The organism is Gracilibacillus kekensis (genome assembly GCF_900143085.1).
GTDB lineage: Bacteria > Bacillota > Bacilli > Bacillales > Amphibacillaceae > Gracilibacillus > Gracilibacillus kekensis.
The window spans coordinates 66845-93671 of sequence record NZ_FRCZ01000005.1; the positions used below are offsets into that span (position 1 = coordinate 66845).

At 35.2% G+C, this 26827-nt stretch carries 23 protein-coding genes; 8 read left to right on the forward strand and 15 right to left on the reverse strand.

What is annotated here, in order from left to right:
- Nucleotides 1–75: 75 nt before the first annotated feature.
- The 10 genes from BUC25_RS12670 to BUC25_RS12715 all read right to left on the reverse strand — a co-directional run bounded on the left by BUC25_RS12670 (nt 76) and on the right by BUC25_RS12715 (nt 10586).
- Nucleotides 76–999: an AEC family transporter gene (locus BUC25_RS12670; protein ID WP_073202243.1), complete on the reverse strand. Its 924-nt coding sequence runs from the start codon at nt 997–999 to the stop codon at nt 76–78.
- A 122-nt stretch (nt 1000–1121) separates the two neighbouring features.
- Nucleotides 1122–2198 (reverse strand): Gfo/Idh/MocA family protein, encoded by a 1077-nt coding sequence (locus BUC25_RS12675; protein ID WP_073202244.1) that lies wholly within the window; start codon nt 2196–2198, stop codon nt 1122–1124.
- A gap of 63 nt (nt 2199–2261) precedes the next feature.
- Nucleotides 2262–3122, reverse strand: coding sequence for a sugar phosphate isomerase/epimerase family protein (locus BUC25_RS12680; RefSeq protein WP_073202245.1), 861 nt, complete (start codon nt 3120–3122; stop codon nt 2262–2264).
- Nucleotides 3119–4129: a Gfo/Idh/MocA family protein gene (locus tag BUC25_RS12685; RefSeq protein ID WP_073202246.1), complete on the reverse strand. Its 1011-nt coding sequence runs from the start codon at nt 4127–4129 to the stop codon at nt 3119–3121. Before BUC25_RS12685 ends, BUC25_RS12680 begins: the two co-directional genes overlap by 4 nt.
- A gap of 32 nt (nt 4130–4161) precedes the next feature.
- Complete coding sequence (locus tag BUC25_RS12690) at nt 4162–5304, reverse strand: Gfo/Idh/MocA family protein (RefSeq protein ID WP_073202247.1); 1143 nt, start codon at nt 5302–5304, stop codon at nt 4162–4164.
- Entirely contained in the window at nt 5304–6164 is an 861-nt protein-coding gene (locus BUC25_RS12695) for an AraC family transcriptional regulator (protein ID WP_073202248.1), read from the reverse strand. Before BUC25_RS12695 ends, BUC25_RS12690 begins: the two co-directional genes overlap by 1 nt.
- A gap of 536 nt (nt 6165–6700) precedes the next feature.
- On the reverse strand, nt 6701–7546 hold the full coding sequence (locus BUC25_RS12700) for a carbohydrate ABC transporter permease (RefSeq protein WP_073202485.1): 846 nt from the start codon (nt 7544–7546) through the stop codon (nt 6701–6703).
- 2 nt (nt 7547–7548) lie between these two features.
- Nucleotides 7549–8439 carry a carbohydrate ABC transporter permease gene (locus BUC25_RS12705; protein WP_073202486.1) on the reverse strand — a complete coding sequence of 297 codons (891 nt, stop codon included), beginning with the start codon at nt 8437–8439 and terminating at the stop codon, nt 7549–7551.
- Between the two features lie 110 nt (nt 8440–8549).
- Nucleotides 8550–9890 carry an ABC transporter substrate-binding protein gene (locus tag BUC25_RS12710; protein ID WP_073202249.1) on the reverse strand — a complete coding sequence of 447 codons (1341 nt, stop codon included), beginning with the start codon at nt 9888–9890 and terminating at the stop codon, nt 8550–8552.
- Nucleotides 9891–9953: 63 nt separating this feature from the next.
- On the reverse strand, nt 9954–10586 hold the full coding sequence (locus tag BUC25_RS12715; protein ID WP_170862699.1) for a YesL family protein: 633 nt from the start codon (nt 10584–10586) through the stop codon (nt 9954–9956).
- Between the two features lie 224 nt (nt 10587–10810).
- On the opposite strand from BUC25_RS12715, the gene BUC25_RS12720 reads away from it, so the two are divergent.
- The 3 genes from BUC25_RS12720 (at nt 10811) to BUC25_RS12730 (ending at nt 14908) form a co-directional block, all read left to right on the forward strand.
- Nucleotides 10811–11560 (forward strand): response regulator transcription factor, encoded by a 750-nt coding sequence (locus BUC25_RS12720; protein ID WP_073202251.1) that lies wholly within the window; start codon nt 10811–10813, stop codon nt 11558–11560.
- Entirely contained in the window at nt 11553–13325 is a 1773-nt protein-coding gene (locus BUC25_RS12725; RefSeq protein ID WP_073202252.1) for a sensor histidine kinase, read from the forward strand. The genes BUC25_RS12720 and BUC25_RS12725 overlap by 8 nt, the downstream gene beginning before the upstream one ends.
- 404 nt (nt 13326–13729) lie before the next feature.
- Nucleotides 13730–14908 carry an ROK family protein gene (locus BUC25_RS12730; RefSeq protein ID WP_073202253.1) on the forward strand — a complete coding sequence of 393 codons (1179 nt, stop codon included), beginning with the start codon at nt 13730–13732 and terminating at the stop codon, nt 14906–14908.
- A 219-nt stretch (nt 14909–15127) separates the two neighbouring features.
- Here the strand turns inward: BUC25_RS12730 and gndA are convergent, their stop codons facing one another.
- Nucleotides 15128–16537 (reverse strand): NADP-dependent phosphogluconate dehydrogenase, encoded by a 1410-nt coding sequence (gene gndA, locus BUC25_RS12735; RefSeq protein WP_073202254.1) that lies wholly within the window; start codon nt 16535–16537, stop codon nt 15128–15130.
- Nucleotides 16538–16552: 15 nt separating this feature from the next.
- Nucleotides 16553–17950: a glucuronate isomerase gene (gene uxaC / locus BUC25_RS12740; RefSeq protein WP_073202255.1), complete on the reverse strand. Its 1398-nt coding sequence runs from the start codon at nt 17948–17950 to the stop codon at nt 16553–16555.
- A 442-nt stretch (nt 17951–18392) separates the two neighbouring features.
- Between uxaC and BUC25_RS12745 the strand changes: the two genes are divergently transcribed.
- On the forward strand, nt 18393–18995 hold the full coding sequence (locus BUC25_RS12745) for a TetR/AcrR family transcriptional regulator (RefSeq protein ID WP_073202256.1): 603 nt from the start codon (nt 18393–18395) through the stop codon (nt 18993–18995).
- 232 nt (nt 18996–19227) lie between these two features.
- A complete protein-coding gene (locus BUC25_RS12750; RefSeq protein WP_073202257.1) occupies nt 19228–20418 on the forward strand; it encodes a M14 family metallopeptidase in 1191 nt (396 codons plus the stop codon).
- 148 nt (nt 20419–20566) lie between these two features.
- Here the strand turns inward: BUC25_RS12750 and BUC25_RS12755 are convergent, their stop codons facing one another.
- On the reverse strand, nt 20567–21202 hold the full coding sequence (locus BUC25_RS12755; RefSeq protein ID WP_073202487.1) for an NAD(P)H-dependent oxidoreductase: 636 nt from the start codon (nt 21200–21202) through the stop codon (nt 20567–20569).
- Between the two features lie 314 nt (nt 21203–21516).
- On the opposite strand from BUC25_RS12755, the gene BUC25_RS12760 reads away from it, so the two are divergent.
- The 3 genes from BUC25_RS12760 to BUC25_RS12770 all read left to right on the forward strand — a co-directional run bounded on the left by BUC25_RS12760 (nt 21517) and on the right by BUC25_RS12770 (nt 24584).
- A complete protein-coding gene (locus BUC25_RS12760; protein ID WP_073202258.1) occupies nt 21517–22797 on the forward strand; it encodes an MFS transporter in 1281 nt (426 codons plus the stop codon).
- Between the two features lie 116 nt (nt 22798–22913).
- Complete coding sequence (locus BUC25_RS12765) at nt 22914–23876, forward strand: helix-turn-helix transcriptional regulator (RefSeq protein WP_073202259.1); 963 nt, start codon at nt 22914–22916, stop codon at nt 23874–23876.
- 75 nt (nt 23877–23951) lie between these two features.
- A complete protein-coding gene (locus BUC25_RS12770) occupies nt 23952–24584 on the forward strand; it encodes a type 1 glutamine amidotransferase family protein (protein ID WP_073202260.1) in 633 nt (210 codons plus the stop codon).
- 306 nt (nt 24585–24890) lie between these two features.
- On the opposite strand, the gene BUC25_RS12775 is transcribed toward BUC25_RS12770, so the two are convergent.
- Together BUC25_RS12775 and BUC25_RS12780 are read right to left on the reverse strand one after the other, a co-directional pair.
- Nucleotides 24891–25808 (reverse strand): aldo/keto reductase, encoded by a 918-nt coding sequence (locus tag BUC25_RS12775; protein WP_073202261.1) that lies wholly within the window; start codon nt 25806–25808, stop codon nt 24891–24893.
- 82 nt (nt 25809–25890) lie between these two features.
- Nucleotides 25891–26757 carry an ROK family protein gene (locus tag BUC25_RS12780; protein WP_073202262.1) on the reverse strand — a complete coding sequence of 289 codons (867 nt, stop codon included), beginning with the start codon at nt 26755–26757 and terminating at the stop codon, nt 25891–25893.
- Nucleotides 26758–26827 lie beyond the last annotated feature (70 nt).

Genomic DNA, 26827 nt, shown 5'->3' on the forward strand with positions numbered 1-26827 from the left:
GCGAGCTTCATGTTCGAAACTCGAATTAGATTGTTACATGTAGTATATCATTAATTTGTTTGGCGGACAAATTAATTAAAAAATCACATTTGCCATATACACCACTACCGTAACGGTTAGCATGCTTGCAATCGTTGAAAATAGCACAGTCTGGGCTGCAAGGTCCGGGTGACTTTTATATTCTTCAGCAATTACGGCACTATTGACAGAGGTTGGCATCGCAGAAGCAATGAATAATGCTTGTGCCATTATGTCCTCAATCTGAAATACCCAAATGATGAAGAGAGCCACTATAGGTCCACCGATTAATCGCAACACGATACTTGCATATACGGTATATAATCCCTTTTTAAATTTCATTTTTGCAACCTGTGCACCTAAAGTCATTAATGCTAAAGCAATCATGGCGTCTGCTATATAGTTGGCGGACACCCAGATTGGTTCCGGTATCGAAACGTTCCAGGCATTTAACAAAACACCTGAGAGCATTGCATAAAGAACAGGCATTTTGAAATAACCTAATGCTGCCTTCAACTTCCCTTCTTTTGCAGCTCTAAGAGAAAATATGCCATAGGAAAACAAGAAAATGTTTTGCAGTGTCAGCATAATTACCTGTATCGACATTGCAAAAGGATCACCGCGAAACACTAAATCATTCACCGGTACACCGTAATTGCCAGAATTAAAAAACATCACACTGTTGGCAAATGTCGTCTTTTTTCCTCCTTTTATTTTCATTACATATGCTGTAGTGAGTGCCAATACATACAGCAAGATAACAAGTAATAAAAAGAATAGAAAAACATAAATAAACAATTCTAAACCAAAAGTTGCTTCATACAATTTCACAAAAATAAATCCCGGAACCAAGAAATAAATATTCAACTTAGCTAATGTAGCAAGATCTAAGGTGAATCGGATATATAAAAAATAGCCGATTGCCATTAATATAAAGATAGGGAGAATTACATCCTTGAAGATGACGAAAAATTCTACCAAGTCCTCACTCCCTTATAACAACGTTGTTATTTTGATTTTATCATAAATTTATTCGAAAAGATATACTCAATAATAGCAGAAAAAGCTGCATTCCACGATTAAAATGCAGCTTTTTCTTTCATTTATTTCGTTACATCTAATGCTTTAACTTGTGCCTGAATACAGAGCTCTGCTGCTTTAAATGCATGTTGTTGTGTCATTGCATTTTCTGTACGGTGGATACAATCCTTGATTAACTCTCCAAAGAACGGGAATCCAACTTTACCATTTAAATCGAAATGCTTTTCGCCTTCTTGATTAACTAGATATAATTGATTTCCGCCTTTGTCCGTAGCTAAATCGACATACTTACGAATCTCAATCGTTCCTTCTGTTCCGACAATAAAGGTACGGCCGTCTCCCCAAGTACTTAGGCCATCTGGCGTAAACCAGTCGACACGGAAGAATTGGGTAGCACCATTCTCACCTTTTAAGGTAGCATCGCCATAATCCTCAAGTTCAGGATAATCTGGATTGTCATAATTAGCTACTTTACTTTGGAGTACTTCCGCATCCTTACAACCTGTATAAAATAAGAACTGTTCAATTTGATGACTTCCGATATCACAAAGGATACCGCCATATTTTTCTTTTTCAAAGAACCATTGTGGTCTACTTGGCGCATTAAGGCGATGAGGTCCAAAACCTGTAACCTGAATCACTTTTCCGATTGCGCCATCCTCAATAAGCTGCCCAGCAAATACAGCACTCTCCACATGAAGACGTTCACTATAATAAACCATATATTTTTGGCCAGTTTCTTCTACTACCTTTTTCGTTTCTTCAAGTTGTGCCATTGTTGTAAAAGGTGTTTTGTCAGTAAAGTAATCCTTGCCTGCTCGCATGACTTGATTGCCAAGTGCACTCCGTTCCGAAGGGATTGCTGCTGCTGCAACTAATTTTACTTCCTCATCCTCAAGCACCTGTTCAAGTGATTCAGCTTGCCTTGCTTGTGGAAACTTCTCTAAGAAATTAGCCACTTTTTCCGGATCTGGATCATAGACCCACTTCAATGTCGCACCTGCTTCGACAAGTCCATTACACTGACCAAAAATGTGCCCATGGTCTAATGCTACAGCGGCTATTACAAATTCTCCATCTTTCACGACAGGATTCGGCTTTCCTTTTGGTGCATAATTCATTCCGTCTGCATTACTCACTTTTACGTCACTCCTTATCTATTAAATTGCTTTTATTGTAAATGCTTCTTTAGAATAATTAAATTAAAACCAATTTGCATAACCCATCTTCCTTAAATTTTCTGCAGAATCATGCAGGCAATCGAACGGATCACGACCATATGTGTCATCTTGTTCAATAAGGAAATACTTCGCACCAGCTTCCTGGCTTGCTTCAATAATCGCTGGCATATTAAGATTGCCTTCCCCTACCTCTGCAAACTCTATCAAATTGACAAACTTATTAAAAAAGTTACCCATATCTTTTAAATCTTCCTCGGTTACATCGAGATTACCGATTCGATAATCTTTCAAGTGAATTAAAGAAACGCGATCTTTATATTGTTTGATAAAGTCCACTGGATCAACACCTGCACGGTGAATCCAGTGCACATCCAATTCAAAGCCAAGTTCAGTAGTATTTTCTTTCATTAGATCTAATAAGAATTTACCATCAAAGCGTTGGAATTCAATATGATGTGTATGATAATAGAGCTTAATTCCTTCTTCTTTTAAGCGCTTCGCCGTTTCTTCCGCTCGATCAATAAAATCCAAGATCTTTGCTTTATCTCCCATTATCGAAAAAGGAAGCATACCAATACGGATAAATTGACAATTTAACACTTTACAGTCTGCTACAATCTTATCGTAGTTGTCTGTTAAATTCTCCTGTTCTTTACCAGCCACCATTGGTTCAAGTGGTGCAGAGATTGCCGTAATATCGATGTTAAAATCATCACTTGCCTTTTTCAGGTTTTGAACATTTTCAGGTGTCATCGGAATTTGTGAAACTTCTACCGAACGAAACCCTAATTCATAAATTTTTTTCATTGTTTCATAAGCACCTAGTTCTTCTACTTTTCCTTTCAACATCATCATTTGAACACCGATCTTACCATTTGTCATTGTAAAACCCCCATCTTCATGATTTGCTTCTTTTCTGATGATTGATTAATTAAATCAATCATTTCCATGGAAATATAACCTTCTTTTGCATGAATATACTCATCGCCGTCCTGAATTATCTGATCATAGAAATTTGTGATTAATTTCGCATGACTTGCACCATAATAAAACTTGGAACCAGTTAACTTACGGTCTTCCAGCAACTTTATTTTTTTACCATGTTCATTGGCAATCGTTAAAATACTGTCTTTGATCGTTAATTTAGCTTTTTCAAGTAGCACTTGAAATTCTATGGAAGAATTCTGTGCATTGGAAATGGTAGCAAAAAATAAACCTGTTGCACCATTTTCATATTTAATATGGGCTGTTGCAGTGTCTTCAACGTCAAAACCATAATCCAATAAACGATCAACAGAGCCACGAATGGTTTCAATATTGCCACCAATCCATTGCATCAGATCAAGGGTATGAATCGACTGATTGATCATGACTCCACCACCTGCCGTTTTCATACTCCCCCGCCACGGTTTTGATTCATAATAGGATTTAGGGCGATGCCAAGTAACAATTCCCTTTAGACCGGTAATACTGCCATACTTTCCGCTGACAATGATTGCTGCTAATTCCTCTACCGTTTCATTCAATCGGTTTTGCAAACATACGGCAATTTTTACATGGGGATGTTGTTCTTCCAAAGCAACAATCGCCCGACTATCTTCTTTTGAATGTGCTAGCGGTTTTTCTAACAGAACATTGATCCCTCGTTCGACAGCAGCTTTTGTTGCGGGATAATGAAGATGATGTGGCAAGCAAATATGCACACAGTCGATGTCAACTTCATCCATCATCACTTGATAATCTCTATATAAAGGGACATTCGTTACCTTGTTGGTATAATTCTCATCGATATCACATACTGCAACTAACTGAGCATTATCACTTTGTTTGATTGCCGGAAGGTGAATGTTGGATATATCACCTAATCCTATTACTGCAACTTTCAACATCATTTCACACCCCATTTTTTTAGCGAATAATATTACTTTTCTTGTTGTCGAAGTTTAGTTAATTCTTCTAAATATTGCTCTTCATTTATCGGTAAGCTTACTTCTTTGTTTAACCAGCTTGAAAGATGCATTGCATTCGCTAATTCGACACCATTAATACCGTCTGATCCTGGAGCAATTAACGGCGTACCATCGAGAATGTTTGCTGCAAAGTTTTCCAAAACTGCTACATGCTGACCGCCCCAAACGCTTTCAAACTCCAATACTTCCTCCTGGTAAATAGAGCCCGGTCCTTCACCTTGGAACAATCTCATGACATCCTGCATCGACATCGAGTCACTCATGTCACTTTCTGGTGTATTCAAACGTTTTACCGTTACTTTTTTACTATCATCAACTACAATTTTACCCTTATCACCATGAATTTCGAGACGGTCCGTTCCCATAATATCGTGTGTACATGTGATGAATACACCAGTAGCACCATTTCCATAATCAAAAACAGTTGTTACGTCATCTTCTACCGGAATATTACGCTGGTAACCATATTGGGCTTTTGTATACACCTTCTCAGGCATTCCACAGATCCATTGTAAAAGATCGATTTGGTGTGGAGCTTGATTAACAAGTACTCCACCTCCTTCACCATCCCAAGTAGCACGCCATGAACCGGCATCATAATAACCTTGTGGACGCCACCATGTTGTGATAATCCAGTTTGTACGGCGTATAGCCCCTAATTCTCCATTATCGATAATTTCTTTTACTTTTTGATATAATTCATTCGTTCTCTGGTTAAACATAATTGCATAAGTCAGTTCTGGCTTCGTTGCTGCAAATTCATTAATTTCTTTCACTTGTTTTGTATATACACCCGCTGGTTTCTCTAGTAATGAATGGATATCACGTTTTAATGCGTTGATTCCCATCTCTGGATGCAGGTAATGAGGAACACAAGTTACGATAGCATCAACATCTCCACTCTCTAACATGTCTATATAGTTATCATAAAAAGGTATACCTGGAAATTCTTCATCTGCTCGTTTCTTCTTTTCAGGATCCGTATCACACATGGCCCCAATTTCCATATTACTTACTCGACCTTCTTTAATAAAGTTTCCGTAAGCACCACCCTGTTGTCCTAGTCCGATAATTCCTAATTTAACTTTTGACATTAATCTTCACTCCTTTTATATATTTCAAGGCGTTTCTGTCGATATTGTCTAGCAGTCATTCCAACATTGGATTTAAAAAAACGACTGAAATGCGAAACGCTTTCAAAACCAGATTCATCTGCTATTTGTTGTAAGGTCTTCTCTTCGTTAACTTCCAAAAGAAATTTCACTTGCTGGAGGCGTGTCGCCATTACAAACTCCATAATGGTATAACCAGTCATCTCTTTGAAGACATGTGAGACGTATGATTTACTTAAATTTAGGCTTTCAGCAATCCGATCAATCGACATTTTTTCACGGAAATGCTCTTGAATAAATGACGCTATTTTCTCTGCATGCTGCGCTTTATCGTATTTTTCATTGGCTGCCTTATGAGAAGAAGTATGACCTAAACGGTTAACCAGAACAAGAACCTGAATCAATAATGCCTTCAATCTCCATTCCTTTTCTTTCTCCGTTGCCTCTTGATCATTTTTTGCTTCGCTCATTTTTTTGATTAATTGCTCCAATTCTTCAATATTTTGTCGACTTGAAGAACGAATTAAGCAATGATGAAGCTTATGAAACACATCTAACAAAGAAGATGCTCCGATTGATGATAGCGCCGGCTCAATTACGTCCGGTGAAAAATGAATATGACTTCGAACATATTCACTATCTCGAGGTAAATTAGGCTTATGCAGAGCTAAACCATCCATCAGTAAAATATCACCTGGTTGTAAATCATATATTTGATTATGAATCAAATACCTGCATGTTCCTTGATGAAATAAATAGATCTCATACTCTTGATGTGAATGAGCCTTCACCTCTCCAAATTGACCTTGCAGACGATAATTAACCATTAATTCTCGATTCATATTTTCATCACCTTTATCACTTACACTTTTATTCTATTGTAAACGATAAGATAATAAAATAACTAATATTGCTTTATTTATTATAATTTTTGACTCAGAGTGCACACGTTCAAAACAAAAAACGGCCGACACACAAAATTTCTCCTCACTCTAAAAATAAATTGTTGCGCAGTATACGGAAACTGCGCAATAAATGATGTTGTAATTTTGACATAATGTGCGAGCTTAGCAATCGCTTCGGCTTGTCCGCTTCTACTTCTATGGGAATGTTTTACCTGAAGATCCACTTTTTCAAGTGCTCTTTGCTTGAAAAAGTTAGCTGAAGGGAAAACCCCACGGAAAGGGAAGTGGGCAGCCGGAGCGGTTTACTAGTCCATAACATGTTTCAAAATTACCACTTTTCTATTAAATATACGTCCAGTATTACGTAGTTTCTTCCTACGACGAAATATAAACCCAAACGATGCGAGGGTGTCTACATCATCGTTTGGATTTTATCAATGACAATGGAAATGTGCACTAAACTCTTCCATATATTACCCTTTCACACTTCCTGCTGTTATTCCTTCCACAAGATATTTTTGGAAAAACAAGAATACTAGTAACTGAGGTACAATAGAGGCAACACTCATTGCGAACATTGGACCCCATGCGGAAACGGAAGATGGGTCTGAGAACATCTGTAGCCCTAGTGCAACCGTATATAATTTCGTATCATTTAAATATACTAATGGAGTCATAAAATCATCCCAAGTCCAATAAAATGAGAAAATAGCTACTGTTGCAATTGCTGGAGTAGTCAGAGGTAATATGATTCTCCAAAAGATCGCAAACGTACTAGCACCATCCATGTATGCAGCCTCATCTAATTCTCTTGGAATCCCTCGTATAAATTGAATCATTAAAAAGATAAAAAACGGAATACCACCAATGAAAGCAGGAACTATTAATGGTAAATACGTATTAACCCATCCTAAATTATGAAAAAGGATATATTGCGGAATTAATGTTACCTGTTGTGGTAACATTAGCGTTACGATCATACAAACAAACAATGGAGTACGAAAACGAAAATTCACTCTCGCAAAACCAAATGCCACTAATGTAGAAGAAAAAATGGTTCCAATTACTACCATAGTAGTCACAAATGTAGAATTTAGAAAGAAGGTAGTAAAGCTAAGATTTCCAAACCCTTCCCAGCCTCTAGCATAGTTTTCCCAATTCCATTCAGAAGGGATTAATGACGCCGCATTCCGGAATATTTCATTTTCTGCTTTCAATGAACTGGCAATCGTCCATAAAATAGGATAAATCATCAATAGTCCTAACAGCCATATCGATCCATGGTAAACAAGTGTTCGAAGTGATTTATTCTTTTTCATCATTAATTCCCTCCTTCCGATTCATAGTGAACCCAGCTTTTAGCTGTTCTGAATATAAATGCAGTGAAAAGTCCACATATTATAAGCAATATCCAAGCTAATGCTGAAGCATAACCCATGTCAAAGTGCGCAAATGCTTTCTCATATAAATAGACAGCATAGAATAACGTATTATCCATTGGTCCGCCATTTGTAATTAAAAAACTTTGAGTAAACGCCATAAAACCCTGGATCGTTTGCATCACAAGATTAAAAAAGATAACAGGAGATAACATTGGTAACGTAATCTTAATAAATTGCAAGAATGGATTCGCTCCATCAACGGATGCTGCTTCATACAATTCAAATGGTATCGCTTTTAATCCTGCCAAGAAAATTAACATTGGCGATCCAAATTGCCATATTACCAATAAAATTAGAGTTGATAATGCAAAATCTGGACTTGTTACCCAACTCGTCGTTGGAATGCCAAAAATTGCTAATATATCATTTACCGCACCATCACTACCGAATAGTTGTTTCCAAACAACGGCAATTGCTACACTTCCTCCAAGAATCGATGGCACGTAATATAGTGTACGATAAACACCAACACCTCGGCGTTTTGTATTAAATAGCATTGCGACAAACAAAGCAAACGCTAACTTTAACGGTACACTGCCAAATACAAAAATAAGTGTGACGCGAATTGCTTTCCAAAAACGATCATCATTAGTAAACATGTTGATATAATTGTCTAAACCTATCCAACTAGGGGCAGATAATAAATCATAATTAGTAAAAGAGAAATAGAGTGATGCGATCATCGGGCCGATAATAAAGCCTAAAAACCCAATTAACCACGGCGCAATAAATGCAAACCCTATTAAATCCAATCTAAGTTGACTACGCATTTTACTTGTGTGTTTCTTTTGGTTTAATTCATGTATTTGTTCAGCCAAGCCCCGCACCTCCAGTAATTAAAGCAATCAGAAGCCACCTGAAAGATGGCCTCCATTGCAATTTATTCATTTTTCGCTAGTATTTCTGATGCTTTTTCTCTGAAATTCTTTGCTGCTTCTTCAGGTGTTATTTCGCCATAATGAATCGGATCCTGCACCTCATTTTCAAATAATGATTCAATTTCTGTAGCTCCTTGTGGATCTGGTGGATCAATCTCACGGCTATATTCTTGCGCTAACTCTACATATTCAAACATTTTCTTACCAGCATCTGATGCATTTTCTTTTAGATGCTCTCGAACAGCTGTGGCTATTGGTACACCACGTTCTGCATTAAGAATGTCATTCGCTTCAATACTATTTGTGAAAAAGCTGATGAATTTAGCTGCCTCTTCTTGCTCTGTTGAATCATTTGATACGGATAAAAACTGACCTGGCTTAATGTAATGACCTAACTCTCCGCCTTCTAGTGTTGGTTGAAGCATCAAGTCTAAAGGTCTTCCTGCTGCTGATTCTAAAGCGATCAATTGGTTACTATGAATATCCATCGTAATTGCAGTATCTTCTGTCACTATAGGGAATTGTTCAACATTGGCATCAGCATCCATAAATACTTCTGGTGGAGCAGCTCCGCCAGATTCCAACATATCTGCAGTAATTTGCAAATAGTCGATTAATATTTGATCATCTTCATACCCTAACGCTGTACCATCATCACTATATAACCACTGACCATTTTGTCTTAGATAATGTTTAAATCCCATTACTCCGGCCATTGGGTGCACACCATAAACACCATCACCTAAATTTTCTGACAATTTTTTTGAAGTCTCCTTTAAATCTTCCCACGTATAACCTGGTTCAAATGGTTCTAGACCCGCTTCTTCAAACATCGCATTATCTACCGCTATCGCATGGGCATTTGCACCAATATTAATAGCAAATAACTGATCATCGATATATCCTCCCCCAATATACGTATCTTCTACATCGCTTAAATCGAGGGCACCACTATCCACATGTTCACTTAGATCAGCTAATAAACCTTTACCAGCATACTCAGCTAAGAATTTATAATCCATTTGGACGATGTCCGGAAGATTCCCACCTGCTGCTTGGGTTGCCATTTTCTCCCAATAACCATCCCATCCAGTGAATTCCGCTGAAATTTCTACATTTGGATTCTCTTCCATATATAAGTCAATTACTTCCAAAGTTCTGTCATGTCTATCTTGCGAGCCCCACCATAGCATTCTCAGTTCGACTTTCCCTTCACCTGCTTCTGAATCATCCTCCGAAGCACCTGATCCAGAAGAGTCACTATCAGAGCTACAAGCTACTAAAATACCGATAATAAAAAATAATACGGCCATATACATTCCTTTTTTCCAGATTTGTTGCATCCTTCAATCTCCCCTTTTCATTTAATATATATTTAAAACAATAGATATTGTCTTAAACCATTGTTAATTGCTATAGCGCTCCTTAATGATTGTTATTTGGTCTATAGCATGTGTTGCCATAATCATAATTATAAAAAAAGTTAAACTAACACCTATCGAAAACATGATTTGGGGAAAATATAAAGACAAATATAGCATCCCACCTGCTGCAACAGCCATCCCGATTGTCTTAAAGGGATTTAACATTGCTACAATAAAAGCATAACGTATGGTTGTAAATAACCGGACCTGATAATGGATATAGATAGGAAACACATATAAAACCACCATCATATACCAAATTGATAGAATAAAGATGAGAATACTAATTGTTCTGAATAGTAGTCCCTCCTTTTGCATAAAAAACTGGAGATCAAAATAAATAATAGCACCTAGACCGATTAAAACAATGGTTAACATATTTACTTTAAGAAAACTTGTCTTGTACTCTTTCCAAAACGACGAAAAAACAGAGGAAACGTTTTCATTTCTTAGCCAATTATGTTGAATTTTACATATTGCAGCCGTTGCAGGCCCTAATCCAAATAACACGAAACCTAATAGTGTAAACAAAAACCATAGGATATTCAAATAGGTTAACTTTAATGCAGTGATACAAAATGTTCGTGTGATTTCCGTTAATTTTACTGAATTCATTTCCTCATCCTTCTTTTTGACGTTGTCATTTTTTCCTGGTTCCATTAAAATAGAAAAGGCCTTCCATGTTTAATCGATATGTTCAGTATACTTAATAAAAACGATCAAAAAAGGCTTCACAATTAATAAAAACACTTTTTTCTTAAGCGCTTACATTTAAAGGTTCCATATTTTATCTTTTGAAATAATAAATGATACCTTTTTAAATCGAAGGGAGTTTTTAGATGTATAAGATACTTTTAGTTGATGATGAAATAGAGATCCGAAGTGGATTGAAAAATTACTTTCCATGGAACAATTTAGGTTTTGAAGTTATCCATGATTGTGAGAACGGTAAAAAAGCATTAGCCTATCTTGATATGAATGAGGTAGATGTAATACTAACTGACATTCGCATGCCTGTAATGGATGGGATTGAACTAGCCAAAAATATATTTCATAATAAGAAGCCAACGAAGGTAATTCTTTTAAGTGGTTATAAAGAATTTCATTATGCAAAAGAAGCAATAAAATATGGGGTAGTTGACTATATCGTAAAGCCAGGTAAATACGATGAAATACAAGAAGTGTTCACTAATTTGAAGCAACAACTTGATACCGATGTCTCTACTAAACAGTTAAAAACTTATCCAAACTATACAGATAATGTTATTGAAACAATCAAATCATTTACGATAAAAAATTATGCAGATATATCGCTCGAGGACTTATCAGACCTGTGTAAAATGTCCCCGAATTATATCAGCACTTTTTTTAAAGTAAATACTGGAAAAAACTTTTCAACATATGTAACGGAAATTAGAATGAAGAAAGCTGCAGAGATGTTATCCGATTTTCATTATAAAACTTACGAAATAAGTAGTTTAGTAGGTTATACAAATCCCAAAAATTTCACTCGCGTATTTAAAAAGTTTTATGGGATAACTCCACGAGAATACAGAAAGCAGAAAGAAGCAGCAGATAGTCATGAATAATAAAATATTATTTAAGAATATGGTACTATTTCTTTTCCCTTTATTAATTCCTGTCTTTATTTTAGGATCTTTTGCTATCATCATAACAGATAAATATATGAAGGAATCTATTACAAATAACAATTTAAATACCCTTCAACAGCTCGAACAACAAACGAATATCGTTTTGAATGAAATGCATCTATTGCATTTAGATTATAATTGGAATCCACAAATCATTTTATCACTTCAAAATATTCTTGATTCTGATTATTTAACCCTTGAACAAAAAAGAAATTTGGAATACGGAAGAGGAACATTACGCAGGAAAGATATTGCAACCGATTATATCCATTCCATTTATGTATATTATATGAATGATAAAAACCGTGTACTTACTTCCAGTTCTGGTGTAAGAGACATTGATACGATGTATGATCAAGACTGGTATAAAGAATTCAATACTAATTCGACAAATGAAGAGCTTTGGATTGAAACAAGAGAAATTGCTCCATATGAATTTGTTAAGCCAGTTCCAGTAATTACAATTTATAAAAATGTATTTAAAACAAACGCTTCAAATGCTGAAGGATTGATCGTCTTAAATATCAGTCAGGACTTTTTCAAAAATTTAATTAGTGAACTTAATCATTACCATAACCAAAGTATTTTTGTGGTAGATGAAAATAATAATAAATTATATGGTAATGCTGCTAGCGATGACATAGAGTTCAACGATTTATCTCCAACAAACGAACAAGACACATATGAATTAACTATCAATAACAAAAATTATATCGTCAATCAGCTCCATTCCACAGAACATCATTTAAAATATTACTCAGTAACTGAAAAAAACATTATTTATTTTTTACCAAATCAGTTACGTTTACTTACTCTTGCGTTCGTAGTTCTTTCACTTATTTTGGGAGCAGCTACGATTTACTATTTATCAAGGAAAAACGCGCGACATGTCAGTGATATTATAAAAATTCTAAACACTACTAATCAAAATGAGAAGGAATTAATTAGAAATGTGTCCTTCAAAGACAATGAGTATCAAATGATTGTTAGACGAATCCTTAAAAATTATATTGCGCAAAACAATCTGGAAAAAGAACTTAATAATAAGCAGTATCAACTGCAATCTGCGGAGTTACTGGCACTGCAAAATCAAATCAACCCGCACTTTCTGTCTAACACACTAGCTATCATCTATTGGAGAGCAATGGCACTTACAGGAAAACCAAATAAAGTAACCAAAATGTTAGAGACCTTAACAGATATACTTAATTTTTCTTTAAGAATCAAACATCATACCGTTACTTTAGAGGAAGAAATTGAAAACACCAAAAATTACCTCGAAATCCTAGCAATTAGATCTGATAAATATTTCGATGTGGAATGGGATTATTCACCTGACCTTAAACAGATAGAAGTGTTAAAGTTTCTCCTGCAACCCATTATTGAAAATAGCTTGCAACATGGTTTTGATTATGAGAGTGATACCGACTGTCTACACTTAAGAATCAAAATAAGATTAGATCATGACATAATTAGGTTTACTGTTATTGATAACGGACAAGGAATCGATCCTGCAAGGCTGCATGATCTTCAAAATATCATCAATAAAACAGGGTACACAACCGATCATATTGGATTAACAAATATTCAAAAAAGGTTATCACTAATTTATAACAACGATTATAAGTTTATCATTAGAAGTAAAAAAAGTTGGGGAACGATTATAATTATCGAGCATCCGATTCACTCTACAATAAAATGAAACATTCATTAAAAAACTAAGAAAACCGGAAACTCATCCGGTCCTTTTAGTAGTAATTTTGGAATGAATATTAGATTTAACACCCTCTCTGGCTTATCCACTTCCACTCATGCGGGAAGTGGACAGCCACAGCGCTGGTTCCTGTAAACTTTATTTCAAGATGACTACTCTGATCACAAATGCGTTGATACCGTGGGTTAAATTATATGCTTTCTTTCCTTATTGAAAAGTCCCGGGTCAAACATCATTGTTCCACACGGGGCTTTTTGCAACTATCGTATATAAGGATTATTGTTATCTAATTAACCACTATCTTTTTCTTATCTTTATTTGTTATAATTTATATTAAGATAATCATTAATTTTAGTTTGTTTTCCAAACAAATATATACATGGAGGTTACAAATGCATACTGGGGATGGAGCTTACATAAAGAAATTAAATCGCAGCTATATATTAACAGAAATCTTTGAGCATCATAAAATTTCAAGAGCAAGCCTTTCTAAAGTGACAGGCCTAAATAAAGCAACAATATCTGTACAAGTACATGACCTGCTTGAAGAGGATTTAATATACGAAACACAAGAAGAACACTATTCTGTCGGGAGAAGACCGATTCTATTATCTATTAATGAAAAAGCCGCTTATTTTTTAGGTATTGATCTTGATCATGAACATATTCTTTTTAATATTACTGACTTAAAAGGAAATACTGTGAAATATGAAAAATTCGATCTTCACACAGATGTTTATGAGGAAATAATTGTATTAATGGCAGAACAAATAAAGAAGTACCAACAAGAGTTTGATTCAGCCAAGTACGGACTGGTTCAAACTGTGATCGCTATCCATGGTACAGTATCCACTGACAATAAGATTCACTTCATTCCACGCAGTCAATGGAGAGATAAAGATATATTAACAGATCTTGAAAAACTGCAAATTGAAAATATTACAATAGAAAATAACGCTAATTTATCTGCATATGCCGAACGAATCTTTCAGTACCATAAAAGTGAAAACTTATTAAATATTAACTTTTCATCTGGTATTGGGTCAGGAATTATAATTAATGGTGAGTTGCACAAAGGTTATCATGGTCATGCTGGGGAAATGGGACATATGATCATTTATCCAAAAGGAAAACCTTGTCGCTGTGGCAATGAAGGTTGTTGGGAGCGATATGCATCTGAACCCACATTTTTTGAAAATGCGAATAAACTTTTAAACAAGAAAATACAAACACATACTGACATCAAAAGATTATTAAATGAACAAAATGAAGATGTCATTAATGCATTAAACATTTGGATCGCTGATTTAGCAATTGGATTAAACAATGTAATCAATTTATACAACCCGGAGATGATTGTATTAAATAGTCCTATTTTAAAAATTTATCCTCATTCACTAGAAGAGATCAAAAAACATCTTATATCTTCTGTTTCGCAGTACCGTGATATTGTAATCTCAGGATTAGGTGCAAAGGCAAGTGTAGTAGGTGCATGTGCAATGGGAATTCAGCAATTTCTGGATCTGCCACGTCTAACGTTGTCAGAAACAAATAATTCGATTTCTCATTAATTTTTATTTTTCAAATCTTTTCATCATGTTGGCATCATAAACATATACAGACAAAAAGTTCTTCTCATAGGAAAATCCAAACGATTCAATTGATCGTTTGGATTTTCTTACTTATTAAGATCAAATTACGCATTTAATTATCAAGTGTTTTTAGAGATTATACGTACATAACAATATTAAATTCATCACCTAGCGTTGAATTTCAACAAATACATATCGTTATTTCATCCACTCAGTATGGAAAGTACCCTCTTTATCTTTTCGCTGATACGTATGTGCACCAAAATAATCACGTTGAGCCTGGATTAAGTTGGCAGGCAGATTTTCAGACCGATAACTGTCATAATAGGCAATCGCACTTGCAAATGTTGGAACAGCAATACCATTAGCAATCGCTACAGACACTACTTCTCGAAGGGACGATTGGTATCCTTCTACAATCTCCTTGAAATAAGGATCTAGCATTAAGTTGGCTAAAGTTGGTTCACGATCATATGCATCCTTAATCTTTTGCAAAAAGTGTGCTCGAATAATACATCCGCCACGCCAGATCATTGCAATTTCACCATAATTCAAATTCCAATCATTTTCATCTGATGCCTGTCGCATTTGGGCAAATCCTTGTGCATAAGAAGTGATTTTACTCATGAATAATGCCTTGCGAACAGATTCAATTAATGCTTTTTTATCTCCATCAAATTTTACAGTTGGACCATTCAATTGTTTACTAGCTGCGACACGTTCTTCTTTTAAAGCAGAAATAAAGCGTGCAAACACAGACTCCGTGATTAATGGTAAAGGGACACCGAGATCAAGCGCATTTTTACTTGTCCATTTTCCTGTTCCTTTCTGCCCTGCTGTATCTAGAATAACATCAACAAGTGGTTGACTTGTTTCTTCGTCCTTTTTCGTAAAAATATCAGCAGTAATCTCAATTAAATAGCTGTCCAATTCCCCTTTATTCCAATCAGTAAATACATCATGTAATTCTTCTGTTGTCAGTCCACCAATATGCTTCAAAATATAATAGGCTTCAGCAATTAATTGCATATCTCCATACTCAATGCCATTATGAACCATTTTGACATAGTGTCCTGCACCATTTGGCCCGATATATGTAACACATGGTGCACCGTCAACTTTAGCAGAAATAGCTTCTAAAATTGGCGCCACTAAATCATATGCTTCTTTTTGTCCACCAGGCATGATCGAAGGACCCTTTAATGCTCCTTCTTCACCACCAGAAACACCTGTTCCAATGAAGTGAATGCCAGTTTCATCTAATTCTTTGTTACGACGGATTGTATCTGTAAATAACGTATTACCACCATCAATTAGAATATCACCTTCAGCTAAATGGGGTTTCAGCGATTCTATTGTGGCATCGGTCGCTGGTCCCGCCTTAACCATTAACAAAATTTTTCTTGGTTTTTCTAAAGATGCTACAAATTCTTCAATTGTTTTAGCGCCTGTGAAATTTTTACCTTGTGCTTCATCTGCAAGAAAAGCCTCTGTCTTTTCATACGAACGATTAAATACTGCCACAGAATAACCACGACTTTCGATATTCATGGCAAGATTTTTACCCATAACTGCTAATCCAATCACACCAACTTGTTGTTTTTTCATTTATTTCACCCTCGATTATAGATTAAAATATCTTTTGGCATTGTTATAACAAATATCTGCGACATATTGTTTTAATAAAGTAATATCATTTGGTACTTTGCCTTCTTCTAACCACGTGCCAATTACATTACATAAAATACGGCGGAAGTATTCATGTCGCGAGAATGATAAGAAACTTCTCGAATCTGTTAACATACCAACGAAATGACGAATCAAGCCAAAATTGGCAAGAGTTTTCATTTGGTATTCCATTCCATCAATATGGTCATTAAACCACCAGGCAGTACCGAATTGAATTTTACCAGGTATTTCTGCGTTTTGGAAATTCCCAGCTGTGGCAGCTAAAACTTCGTTATCACGTGAGTTTAACGTATAAAGAATCGTTTTTGGTAATTTGTCCTGTTGGTCTAACGAATCTAATAATTTATTCAGTGGTTCAGCTAATAATTTGTCACCCAACGAATCAAAACCTGCATCTGGTCCAACTTGATTAAACATTCTCGTGTTATTATTTCGCTGAGGTCCAATGTGTAATTGCATCGCCCATCCTTTTTCTGCATACCACTCACCAAGTTGAATCAGTGTAAAAGTCTTAAATTGATCGATTTCTTTACTTGTTAACGATTGGTTATTCAGACGTTTCTTAAAAATAGAAGCTATATCTTGTTTTGACGCTGCTTGATAAAACATCACATTGATCCCATGATCAGAACTGCGGCATCCTACCTCATCAAAAAAGTTAACACGTTTTTCCAGCGCTAGTAAGAAGTCTTCATAAGTCTCAATGTTCATGTTAATGACACTTGCTAATTTCTCTACCCAATCAATAAATCCTTGCTTTTCAATTGCTAAACCATTATCAGGTCGAAATGATGGCGACACTTTCGTTGAATAACCCTCTTTTTTTAGTTTAATATGATAAGCTAAATCATCGGTAGGATCATCGGTTGTTCCTACTAGTTCAACCTTATCCTTTGCTAAAATCGATCGAACGGATAATTCGGGTGATTGTAATTTTTGATTGGCTTGTTCCCAAATCGACTCTGCTGATTGTTCATTCAGCAATTCATCAATATCAAAGTACCGTAATAGTTCCAGATGTGTCCAATGGTATAAAGGGTTACCAAACGTATTTGGCACGGTTTTTGCCCATGCTTTGAATTTATCAAAGTCACTTCCATTACCGGTAATTAAATCTTCTTTAATACCATTCGCTCTCATTGCCCGCCATTTGTAGTGATCACCAGATAACCAAATATCATAAATGTTTTTATAATTTTTATCATCATATATCTCATTTTGCTGGAGGTGGTTGTGGTAATCAATAATAGGTAAGTCTTTAGCCGTTTCATGATACAAACGTTTTGCAGTTTCGTTATACAATAAAAAATCTTCTGTAATAAATGTTTTCATTTTTTCGCCCCTCTCCTTTAGTTTGTTTGGTAAACAAATTTATAATTACACTATAATCTTATTTCTTCATGATTTCAAGTTTTCTCCTTATGATTCGGTTGAAACACTATTAACACCACCGAACTATGGATTGTTTTTTTAATCGCATTTTCATTAAATATTACATTTTGGTTAATATAATGAATGAGTTTGGAATTCTACAAAAAATTACATTTTTCAATGGTGTTATTTAATTTATCCATTAAATGACCGATATAATTAATATCCTATTATTATTGTAATAAATTGAGTGCTCATGAGCATTGACTGAAAGTGCTTAACATTATCACAAACTTTACTTAACATCTTGTATATTTTAATTGTTCCACTTTCGACATCCTTTCATTCCAAGAGATTTTTCCTTCCATAAACGTATATAAAAATAATTTAAAGGAGCAAAAAAGTGCCTAAAGAAACTTTTTTTAATTTACCTACTGAAAAAAAACAGAAATTAATCGATGCTTTAAAAAGAGAATTTTCAAATACTTCCCTAGCTGATGCCTCTATTGCTAACATTATTAATTATGCTCAAATTCCAAGAGGTAGCTTTTATCAATACTTTAAAAATAAAGATGACGCATTCTTCTATTTATTTGATAAGCAAACAAACCATGCAATGGAACAATTTATTTGGATCCTTCAAAAGCATGATGGTAATTTATTCGATACAGCTACTGCCTTCTATCAACTAATTATCGAAGAACGTGAGAATTTTACATTCTTTAAGAACGCTTTATTAAATATGAATTATAAAATTGAGGAATCATTGACTGGCATCTTTGCCAGTAGAGATAGAATGGATCACTTTAAGAATATCTACCACAAAATAAACTGGTCACTTCTCACCATTCAGTCAGAAGAAGAACTTTTTCAACTGATGAAAATGATTTCTGCTGTCACCTTTCATAATATTGTTGAAAAATTTTCAAAAGATCTACCTATTGATGTTTCCATTCGTAATTATAATGGGCAGTTAACTTTGATTAGAAATGGTGTTGGCAGTTGAATTGTCACTACACAAAACTTTTTTTATAGTCATCACTAAAAAAAATAGTGATGGCTTTTGATTTTATTACAATATAATCCCCCCTCTTCAAGATTTAAGAGTAAACTTTAGAAGCTAACCATTGACACGTTTAGGTGAGCATATCAGTACTTTTGTTTGAAATCTTCTTTGATCATAAATCTTTCATTTCCTTCATATGATGAAATAGTGTCTAAGATCGGAGTGAAGCCAAATGAAAGTAAGCGTTCGAAAAGGTGATTCCTTTTGGTATTTCAGTCAATTGTTCCAAATCCCACTCCCTCTAATAAAAGCATCCAACCCAGATTTAAACCCTAATCAATTAGCGATTGGACAAGAGGTTAATATACCTGGTTTTGTCCTCCAAAACTATGTAATTCAGAAGAATGATACACTCTGGCATATTGCACAAAACATGTCATTTGCAGTGGATGCCTTACTACTGCTTAATCCCACCATTCAACCTACACAATTACAAATTGGTCAAAAGCTAATACTTCCTCAAAGGGTGACCGACCTTGTACTATCGAATGAAAATAATTATTCCTATCAAAAGATGATGTCAGATATTCAACAACTGGTCACTATCTATCCATTTATCCAAACACAAATTATTGGAAAATCCGTACTAGAAAAAGATATTGTTGAATTACTAATTGGCATTGGGCCCCGCCAAAAACATACAAATGGTTCTTTTCACGCTAACGAATGGATAACAACCCCCGTAATTATGAGATTTATAAATGAATATGTATTAGCATTAACAAATAACAACTCCATTCGTGGACTGAATTTGTTACCTTTTTTTGAAAGCAATACGTTTTCTTTAGTTCCGATGGTAAACCCTGATGGTGTGGATTTAGTTTTAAATGGGGCAGAAGCTGCTGGGAATTTAAGAGAGTCCGTACTTTCATTAAATGATGGTAGTAATGATTTCTCTAGATGGAAAGCAAATATTAACGGAGTGGACCTCAACAATCAATATCCGGCGCTATGGGACACAGAAGCAGCTCGAAAACCTACTTCACCAGGGCCACGTGATTTTCCGGGTTATCAACCATTAACAGAACCGGAGGCTATTGCAATGGAACAATTAGCACAACAGCGCCCATTTGAAATTTTGAATGCCCTTCATACACAAGGTGAAGTTATTTTTTGGGGTTTTCAAGGCTTAGAACCACCAGAGTCCCAAACGATAGTAGAGGAATTTAGTCGTGTGAGTGGGTATCAACCCATTCAATATGTCGATAGTTTTGCCGGATATAAAGACTGGTATATACAAGAATTTCAAAGACCAGGTTATACGGTAGAGTTAGGTATGGGAGTCAATCCTCTTCCAATTTCACAGTTCGAAGAGATCTATCAGGAAACACTGGGGATTATGTTAGCAACATTGTACTTATGAATTGAGTCGTTCATCAGTAGAAAACAATTGGTTTAAAGTATTATTATAGGTCTGATAATTCAAGTAAGGCATTCGCGTTATCTATTTGCGAATGCCGATTTTCTTCGTTTCTATACTTGTCTAATGTATAACAAGAGTACTTCATTTCTTATTCTATCCACTTAACAATATCATCATAAGGACGACGTATTTTTTTCGCAGCATCCTGTAAACGATAACCAAAAGCTGCCATTACCGAAATGGAAAAACTTTCATCTTTTAGTAACCCTTCTTCTCTTAATAATTGATTCATTTCTGCTATTGAGAATCCTTCAATTGGACAGGAATCTATACCAATTTGAGCAGCAGATGTCATCATATTTGCTAATGCTATATAGGTCTGTTTAGAGGACCAATCCATCATTCTGCGATCATCTTCTAACAATGCAAAATCACTTTTTTGAAAGTTTTCTATCATTTCCAATATACCTTCTATTGCTTGATTTGGAAATTGATGAACTTTCTCAAAGTGGTTTTTTAAATATTCTGCATCATATTTTGTGTCTTTGGCAGTTCGTGCTAAAAGAATCACAAAATGACTGGCATCCATTACTTTTCCTTTTGCACCCCAAGAAGTATTTTTAATTTTTTCTCTTATTTTTTTATTTTGAATAACTAAAAAACGCCAAGGTTCTATACCAAACGAACTTGGTGACAAATAAGCAGTTTCCAAAATAAAGTTAAAATCTTCATCAGATATTTTTTTGTTTGGATCGAATTTTTTAGTAGCATGTCTAAAATTCATCGCTTTTAGAATTTCGTTTTTTTTATTTGTCTTATCCACTCTACTACCTCCTACATCATGTATAATTAATTTCAGTTCATGTACTTATTATACGGATTCATTATATTACCATCTAATATTTCGACCTATAATTAGAATTAATTAATCTATCCTTGTGATTTTTGTTTCATTTATTCATCACTCAGCAATTTTTCTCCCCTATTCGTGCAATATATGTTTTAATTTAAACACAGGAACTTTCCTACCTATTAGATACAGATGTACTGAATCTCACTCAATAAATTAAATTTTTGAAAAATGAAAGGTGTTTGATTATGAAAGAAAATTCCACTCTTCAACCATATCTGGAGTCAGAAAATAAGAGAAAGCAATTATACAAGCGGACATTAGTTTTTGTTATTTTATCACAAATTTTTGGTGGTGCTGGACTAGCTGCCGGTATAACCGTTGGAGCCTTATTAGCTAAGGATATGTTAGGTACAGATAGCTATGCAGGGCTTCCCGTTGCTATTTTCACACTAGGTTCAGCCCTTTCAGCATTTTTAGTAGGGAGAATTTCACAAAGAAATGGCAGAAGAACTGGACTTGCTTCCGGATTCATTGCAGGAGGCATTGGAGCTATAGGAGTTGTTTTAGCAGCCGTTAGTGATAATATCACTTTGCTCTTTATCTCCTTATTAATCTATGGTGCAGGTACGGCAACAAATTTACAAGCAAGATACGCAGGTACTGATTTAGCGAGTGAAAAGCAAAGAGCTACTTCTGTTAGTATCGCAATGATTGCTACTACTTTTGGTGCCGTTGCGGGCCCTAATTTAACAGAACCAATGGGAGAGGTCGCATTATTTTTCGGTATTCCTGCTCTCGCAGGTCCTTTTTTATTAGCAGCTGCAGCCTATCTTCTTGCTGGAATCATATTATACATATTTTTAAGACCTGATCCATTATTAGTAGCAAATGCATTCGTCAATCAACAAACCAGTTCAAATGAAGCAACCAAAATTGTTGAAAAGCAAGCTAAAACAAACAATAACGGGATCATCATTGGAGCGATAGTCATGGTCACCAGTCAACTAGTTATGGTAGCTATTATGACGATGACTCCTGTTCATATGGGCCATCACGGTCATACAATAAGTGCCATCGGTATGGTAATAGGCATACACATCGCCGCCATGTATTTACCTTCTCTTGTTACTGGTGTATTAGTTGATAAGCTAGGAAGAAATACCATGGCAATTGCCTCTGGATTGACATTGTTACTTGCAGGTGTTTTACCATTTGTTTTGGATCAAAGTTCGGTCAGTGTGATGATTCTATCATTAGCACTATTAGGATTAGGCTGGAATTTTGGATTGATTAGCGGGACTGCTATGTTAGTAGATGCCACAACTGTTAAAAATCGTGCTAAAGTACAAGGATCAGTAGATGTCTCGATCGCTTTATCTGGGGCAACTGGTGGAGCATTGTCTGGTATGATAGCAGCTCAAACTAGTTTCGTGACGTTATCTCTTGTTGGTGGTATTTTGGCATTGGGATTAATTCCTGTGGTGGCTTGGTATTCAAAAGCAAATACAGCTAAATCGGATGGTTAGGAAACTCATACGAAAGGTGACGCCCATTTATTTTGTTAAAGCTAAGAAAATTTTAGTGTCTCAAAGTTTGATGAAATATATAATAGAAAATAAATTCCATATAGAGGTGGAAATAAATGCCTAAAATTGACAATATGTTAGCAATTCTATGGATGCTTCGTTCAGGTGAAAAAATCACTGCAAAACAAATTTCAGAAAAGTTAGAGATGAATATAAGGACTGTGTATCGTTATATTGATACAATTTCAATAAGTGGCGTACCTATAATTTCAGAACCAGGACATAACGGTGGATATACTTTATTGAACAATTTTATTGAGGCTCCCCTATTTTTTGATTTTGAGGAGCAAACTTCACTATTTCACGCTGCTGTTTTTGCTGAAGAAGCTGGATATTATGGAGGTGAAGCGTTAAATAGGGCCATTTCAAAACTAAGTAAATACTCTAATCAAGAGCAGGAAACAAAGATAAACCAACATCTAACTAGTCTTGAAGTAATCAGTCGATTAAGTCCACTCTCTATGGAGCCTTATTTGAAGGAGTTGGAGCATGCCGTAACTGACGAATACTCAGTAAAAATTCTTTACTATAAAAGTGGTGAAGAGCAATTAAATGATAGATTGGTCGATCCGTACAAAATTATCTATTGGAATAATAAGTGGTATCTGATTGGATTTTGTCATCTTAGGAATGATATTCGTAGTTTTAGAGTAGATCGAATAGAAAGTCTAAAGCTAACCGAAAATAAGTTTAACCAGCCAGAAAATTTTTCAGCACGTGACTTTTTTATGAAAAATCTTCTTCCAACTATAGAAGATAAGGAAGGAATTATTTCTTTGGTTATTAACGGGGATAAAGGTGTATTGGCTGATATTTGCCAACATTGGTTTTTAGGACATTATTTACAAGATAGGACTTCAAATCAAGCAGTATTTCTTCTTGAGAAAGATATAATACATACATATGTACCTTATTTACTTTTAACGTACGGTAAATCTATTCGAGTTATTGAGCCAATCAGCCTTAAGAAAAGAATGATTGAAGTTTTGTCGGAATTAATAAAATTTCATCAAATTTAATTACTTCCCTGACGCTAGGTGTCAGGGAAGTAATGTTATAGTTGGCTATATCTATAATGATTGGAGCGGTATTGAATGCACACAAATGAAGTTTATCTATATGTATTTAACACTATGTCGGACTGGGAATACGGATATTTAATAGCTGAACTAAACACAGGAAGATATTTCAAAAAAGATTTAGCACCTTTAAAAGTAATTACAGTAGGAGCTAATAAAGAAATGATTACTACTATGGGAGGTCTGAATATAAAACCAGATATTTCCTTTGAGGAATGTACTCTTGAAAGTAAAGATCTTCTAATCCTACCAGGAGGGACTACTTGGAGTGAAGAAATTCATCAACCAATCTTGGAAAGAATTGGACAAGCTTTAAAGCTTGGAACTATTGTTGCTGCAATTTGTGGTGCAATTGAGGGCCTCGCGAATATGGGATACTTAGATACTAGAAAGCATACAAGTAATAATTTAGAATATACTAAAATGGTTTGTCCTAACTATAAAGGAGAAAAGTTCTATGAGTTGAGATCTGCGGCAGCTGATGCTAATTTAGTCACTGCATCAGGAATAGCTCCTCTGGAATTTGCAATGGAGGTACTGAAAAAACTAGATGTATTTACACCAGATACATTAGATTCATGGTATAACCTAAATAAGACTCATAAACCTGAATACTTCTTCCAGTTAATGGATTCAATAAAAAGATGAGTTAAAAAAATCAACTTAGCAGATTTATATAAGTTAAATAATTACCATGCCTTAGACAGTCAAAGCATTGTTTTTAATCATAAAGCACAATTTTTCTATTAATTAAAGGTGAAGTTGGTGATTTTTGTATTGAAGATTCCTTAACGTTGTAAATCCGCATTTTCCTGACGGTACCACTAACTACAAACTACAGCTACTGACTGGATGAATCTTATTATCCAGACAAGCGTGAAAAATGCGATTAAGTCTCAAGTAAAAAACGAACCAAAAATCATGGTTCGTTTTTTACATACCTAAATTTTATGTTTACGGCAATTTATTCCCCGCCACACGATACAGATCATACCATTCTTCTCTAGTCAATTTCACGTCAGATGCCTTAGCGATTTCCTGTAAGCGACCAGGGTTCATCGTACCGACAATTGGTTGCATTCGTGCCGGGTGACGTAAGATCCATGCTATTGCAATCGTCGTTTTTGTTACACCTTTGGCATCTGCATATTCCTGAAGTTTTTCATTTAGAATAGGGAACTGTTCATTGTCCACAAATACGCCATCAAAAAAGCCGTGTTGGAATGGCGACCATGGTTGAATGGTCATATCATGTAGACGACTATAATCTAAAATTCCTCCGTCCCTTACGATGGCTGGATCATGCTCCATATTGACATTTAAACCTGCGTCAATCATCGGTGTAAACATCATACTTAATTGCAATTGGTTTGCCACAAGTTCTTGATCGACATTTTTCTTCAACAAATCAATTTGTGTTGGATTATGGTTACTGACACCAAAGTGACGAACTTTGCCACTTCGTTTTAATTCATCAAAGGCTTCTGCTACCTCTTCGGGTTCTACTAGTGTATCTGGTCTGTGCAACAATAAAATATCTATGTAATCTGTATTTAATCTTCTTAAACTGCCTTCAACAGATGAAAGAATATGTTCTTTTGAGAAATCAAAAAAACCATCTCGAATACCGCATTTTGTTTGAATCACCATTTTTTCTCGAATACTAGGGTTCATATTAATGGCATCTGCAAAGATTTCTTCCGATTTACCACCACCATAGATATCTGCATGATCAAACATGTCAATTTCTAATTCAAGCGCATTCTCAATCACACGATTGGCATCTTGTTTCGACAGTTGATCCATACGCATACAACCTAATGAAATTTCACTTACTTGTAGGCCACTTTTGCCTAGTTCTAGTTTATTCATCTCTATCACCTCGTTGATATTGTAGCATATAGCCTGAATGTAAGCGATTAACTTGCTCGATATTTAAAAGGAGTATTATTAGTTATTGCATCGCTAAATAAAGTGCACCTTTCACGCCTGCTTCATCTGTTAACCCAGGGGAAACAATATAATGATCAATTTCTTTTTCGGTTAAATATGGTGAACTGACATAGCCATTCAGCATTTCTAAAACATTTTTTCTTATCAACGGGAATAGTTGTTTTTGTTTCATCACTCCTCCACCCATAATAATTCGCTCAGGAGATAATATATAAATATAGTTGGTTAAAGCTTGAGCTAAATAAAAAGCTTCCATTTCCCATACTTTTGGATCATCTGCTAATTCAACACCTTTTTTGCCCCAACGTTTTTCTAATGATGGACCTGCTGCTATTCCTTCTAGACAATCTCCATGGTAGGGACAGGTACCAGCGTAAGTATCATCAGGATGACGTCGTACTTTAATGTGTCCCATCTCTGAATGGGATAACCCTTTTAACGTTTTTCCTTGAAAATATGCGCCAGCACCGATTCCTGTGCCTACCGTTATGTATAAACATGAGTCTACATCTTTTGCATTACCCCATTTAGCTTCAGACATAGCTGCTACATTTACATCCGTATCTATTATGACAGGAATATTTAGTCCATCTTTTAATTTGGCACCGAGTGGATAATCGACCCAGTCTGTTTTTGGTGTTTTTTGTAATTTACCATATGTTGGACTTGAATCATTTATATCAATTGGACCAAATCCACCTATCCCTATACGTTCTATTCCTTTTCCATCAAAAAAAGCTAAGATCTTATGTATCGTTATGTCAGGGTGTTCTGTTGGAATTACTTTCTTTTCCAGTATATCTCCTTTTTCATTACCTACTGCTAATACAAATTTTGTCCCACCAGCTTCAATAGCACCTAAATACATTAGTATGTTCCTCCTCAAAGTTAAAACAACTTTCATCATAATCTATAAAATATTGTAGCATAATCTAACA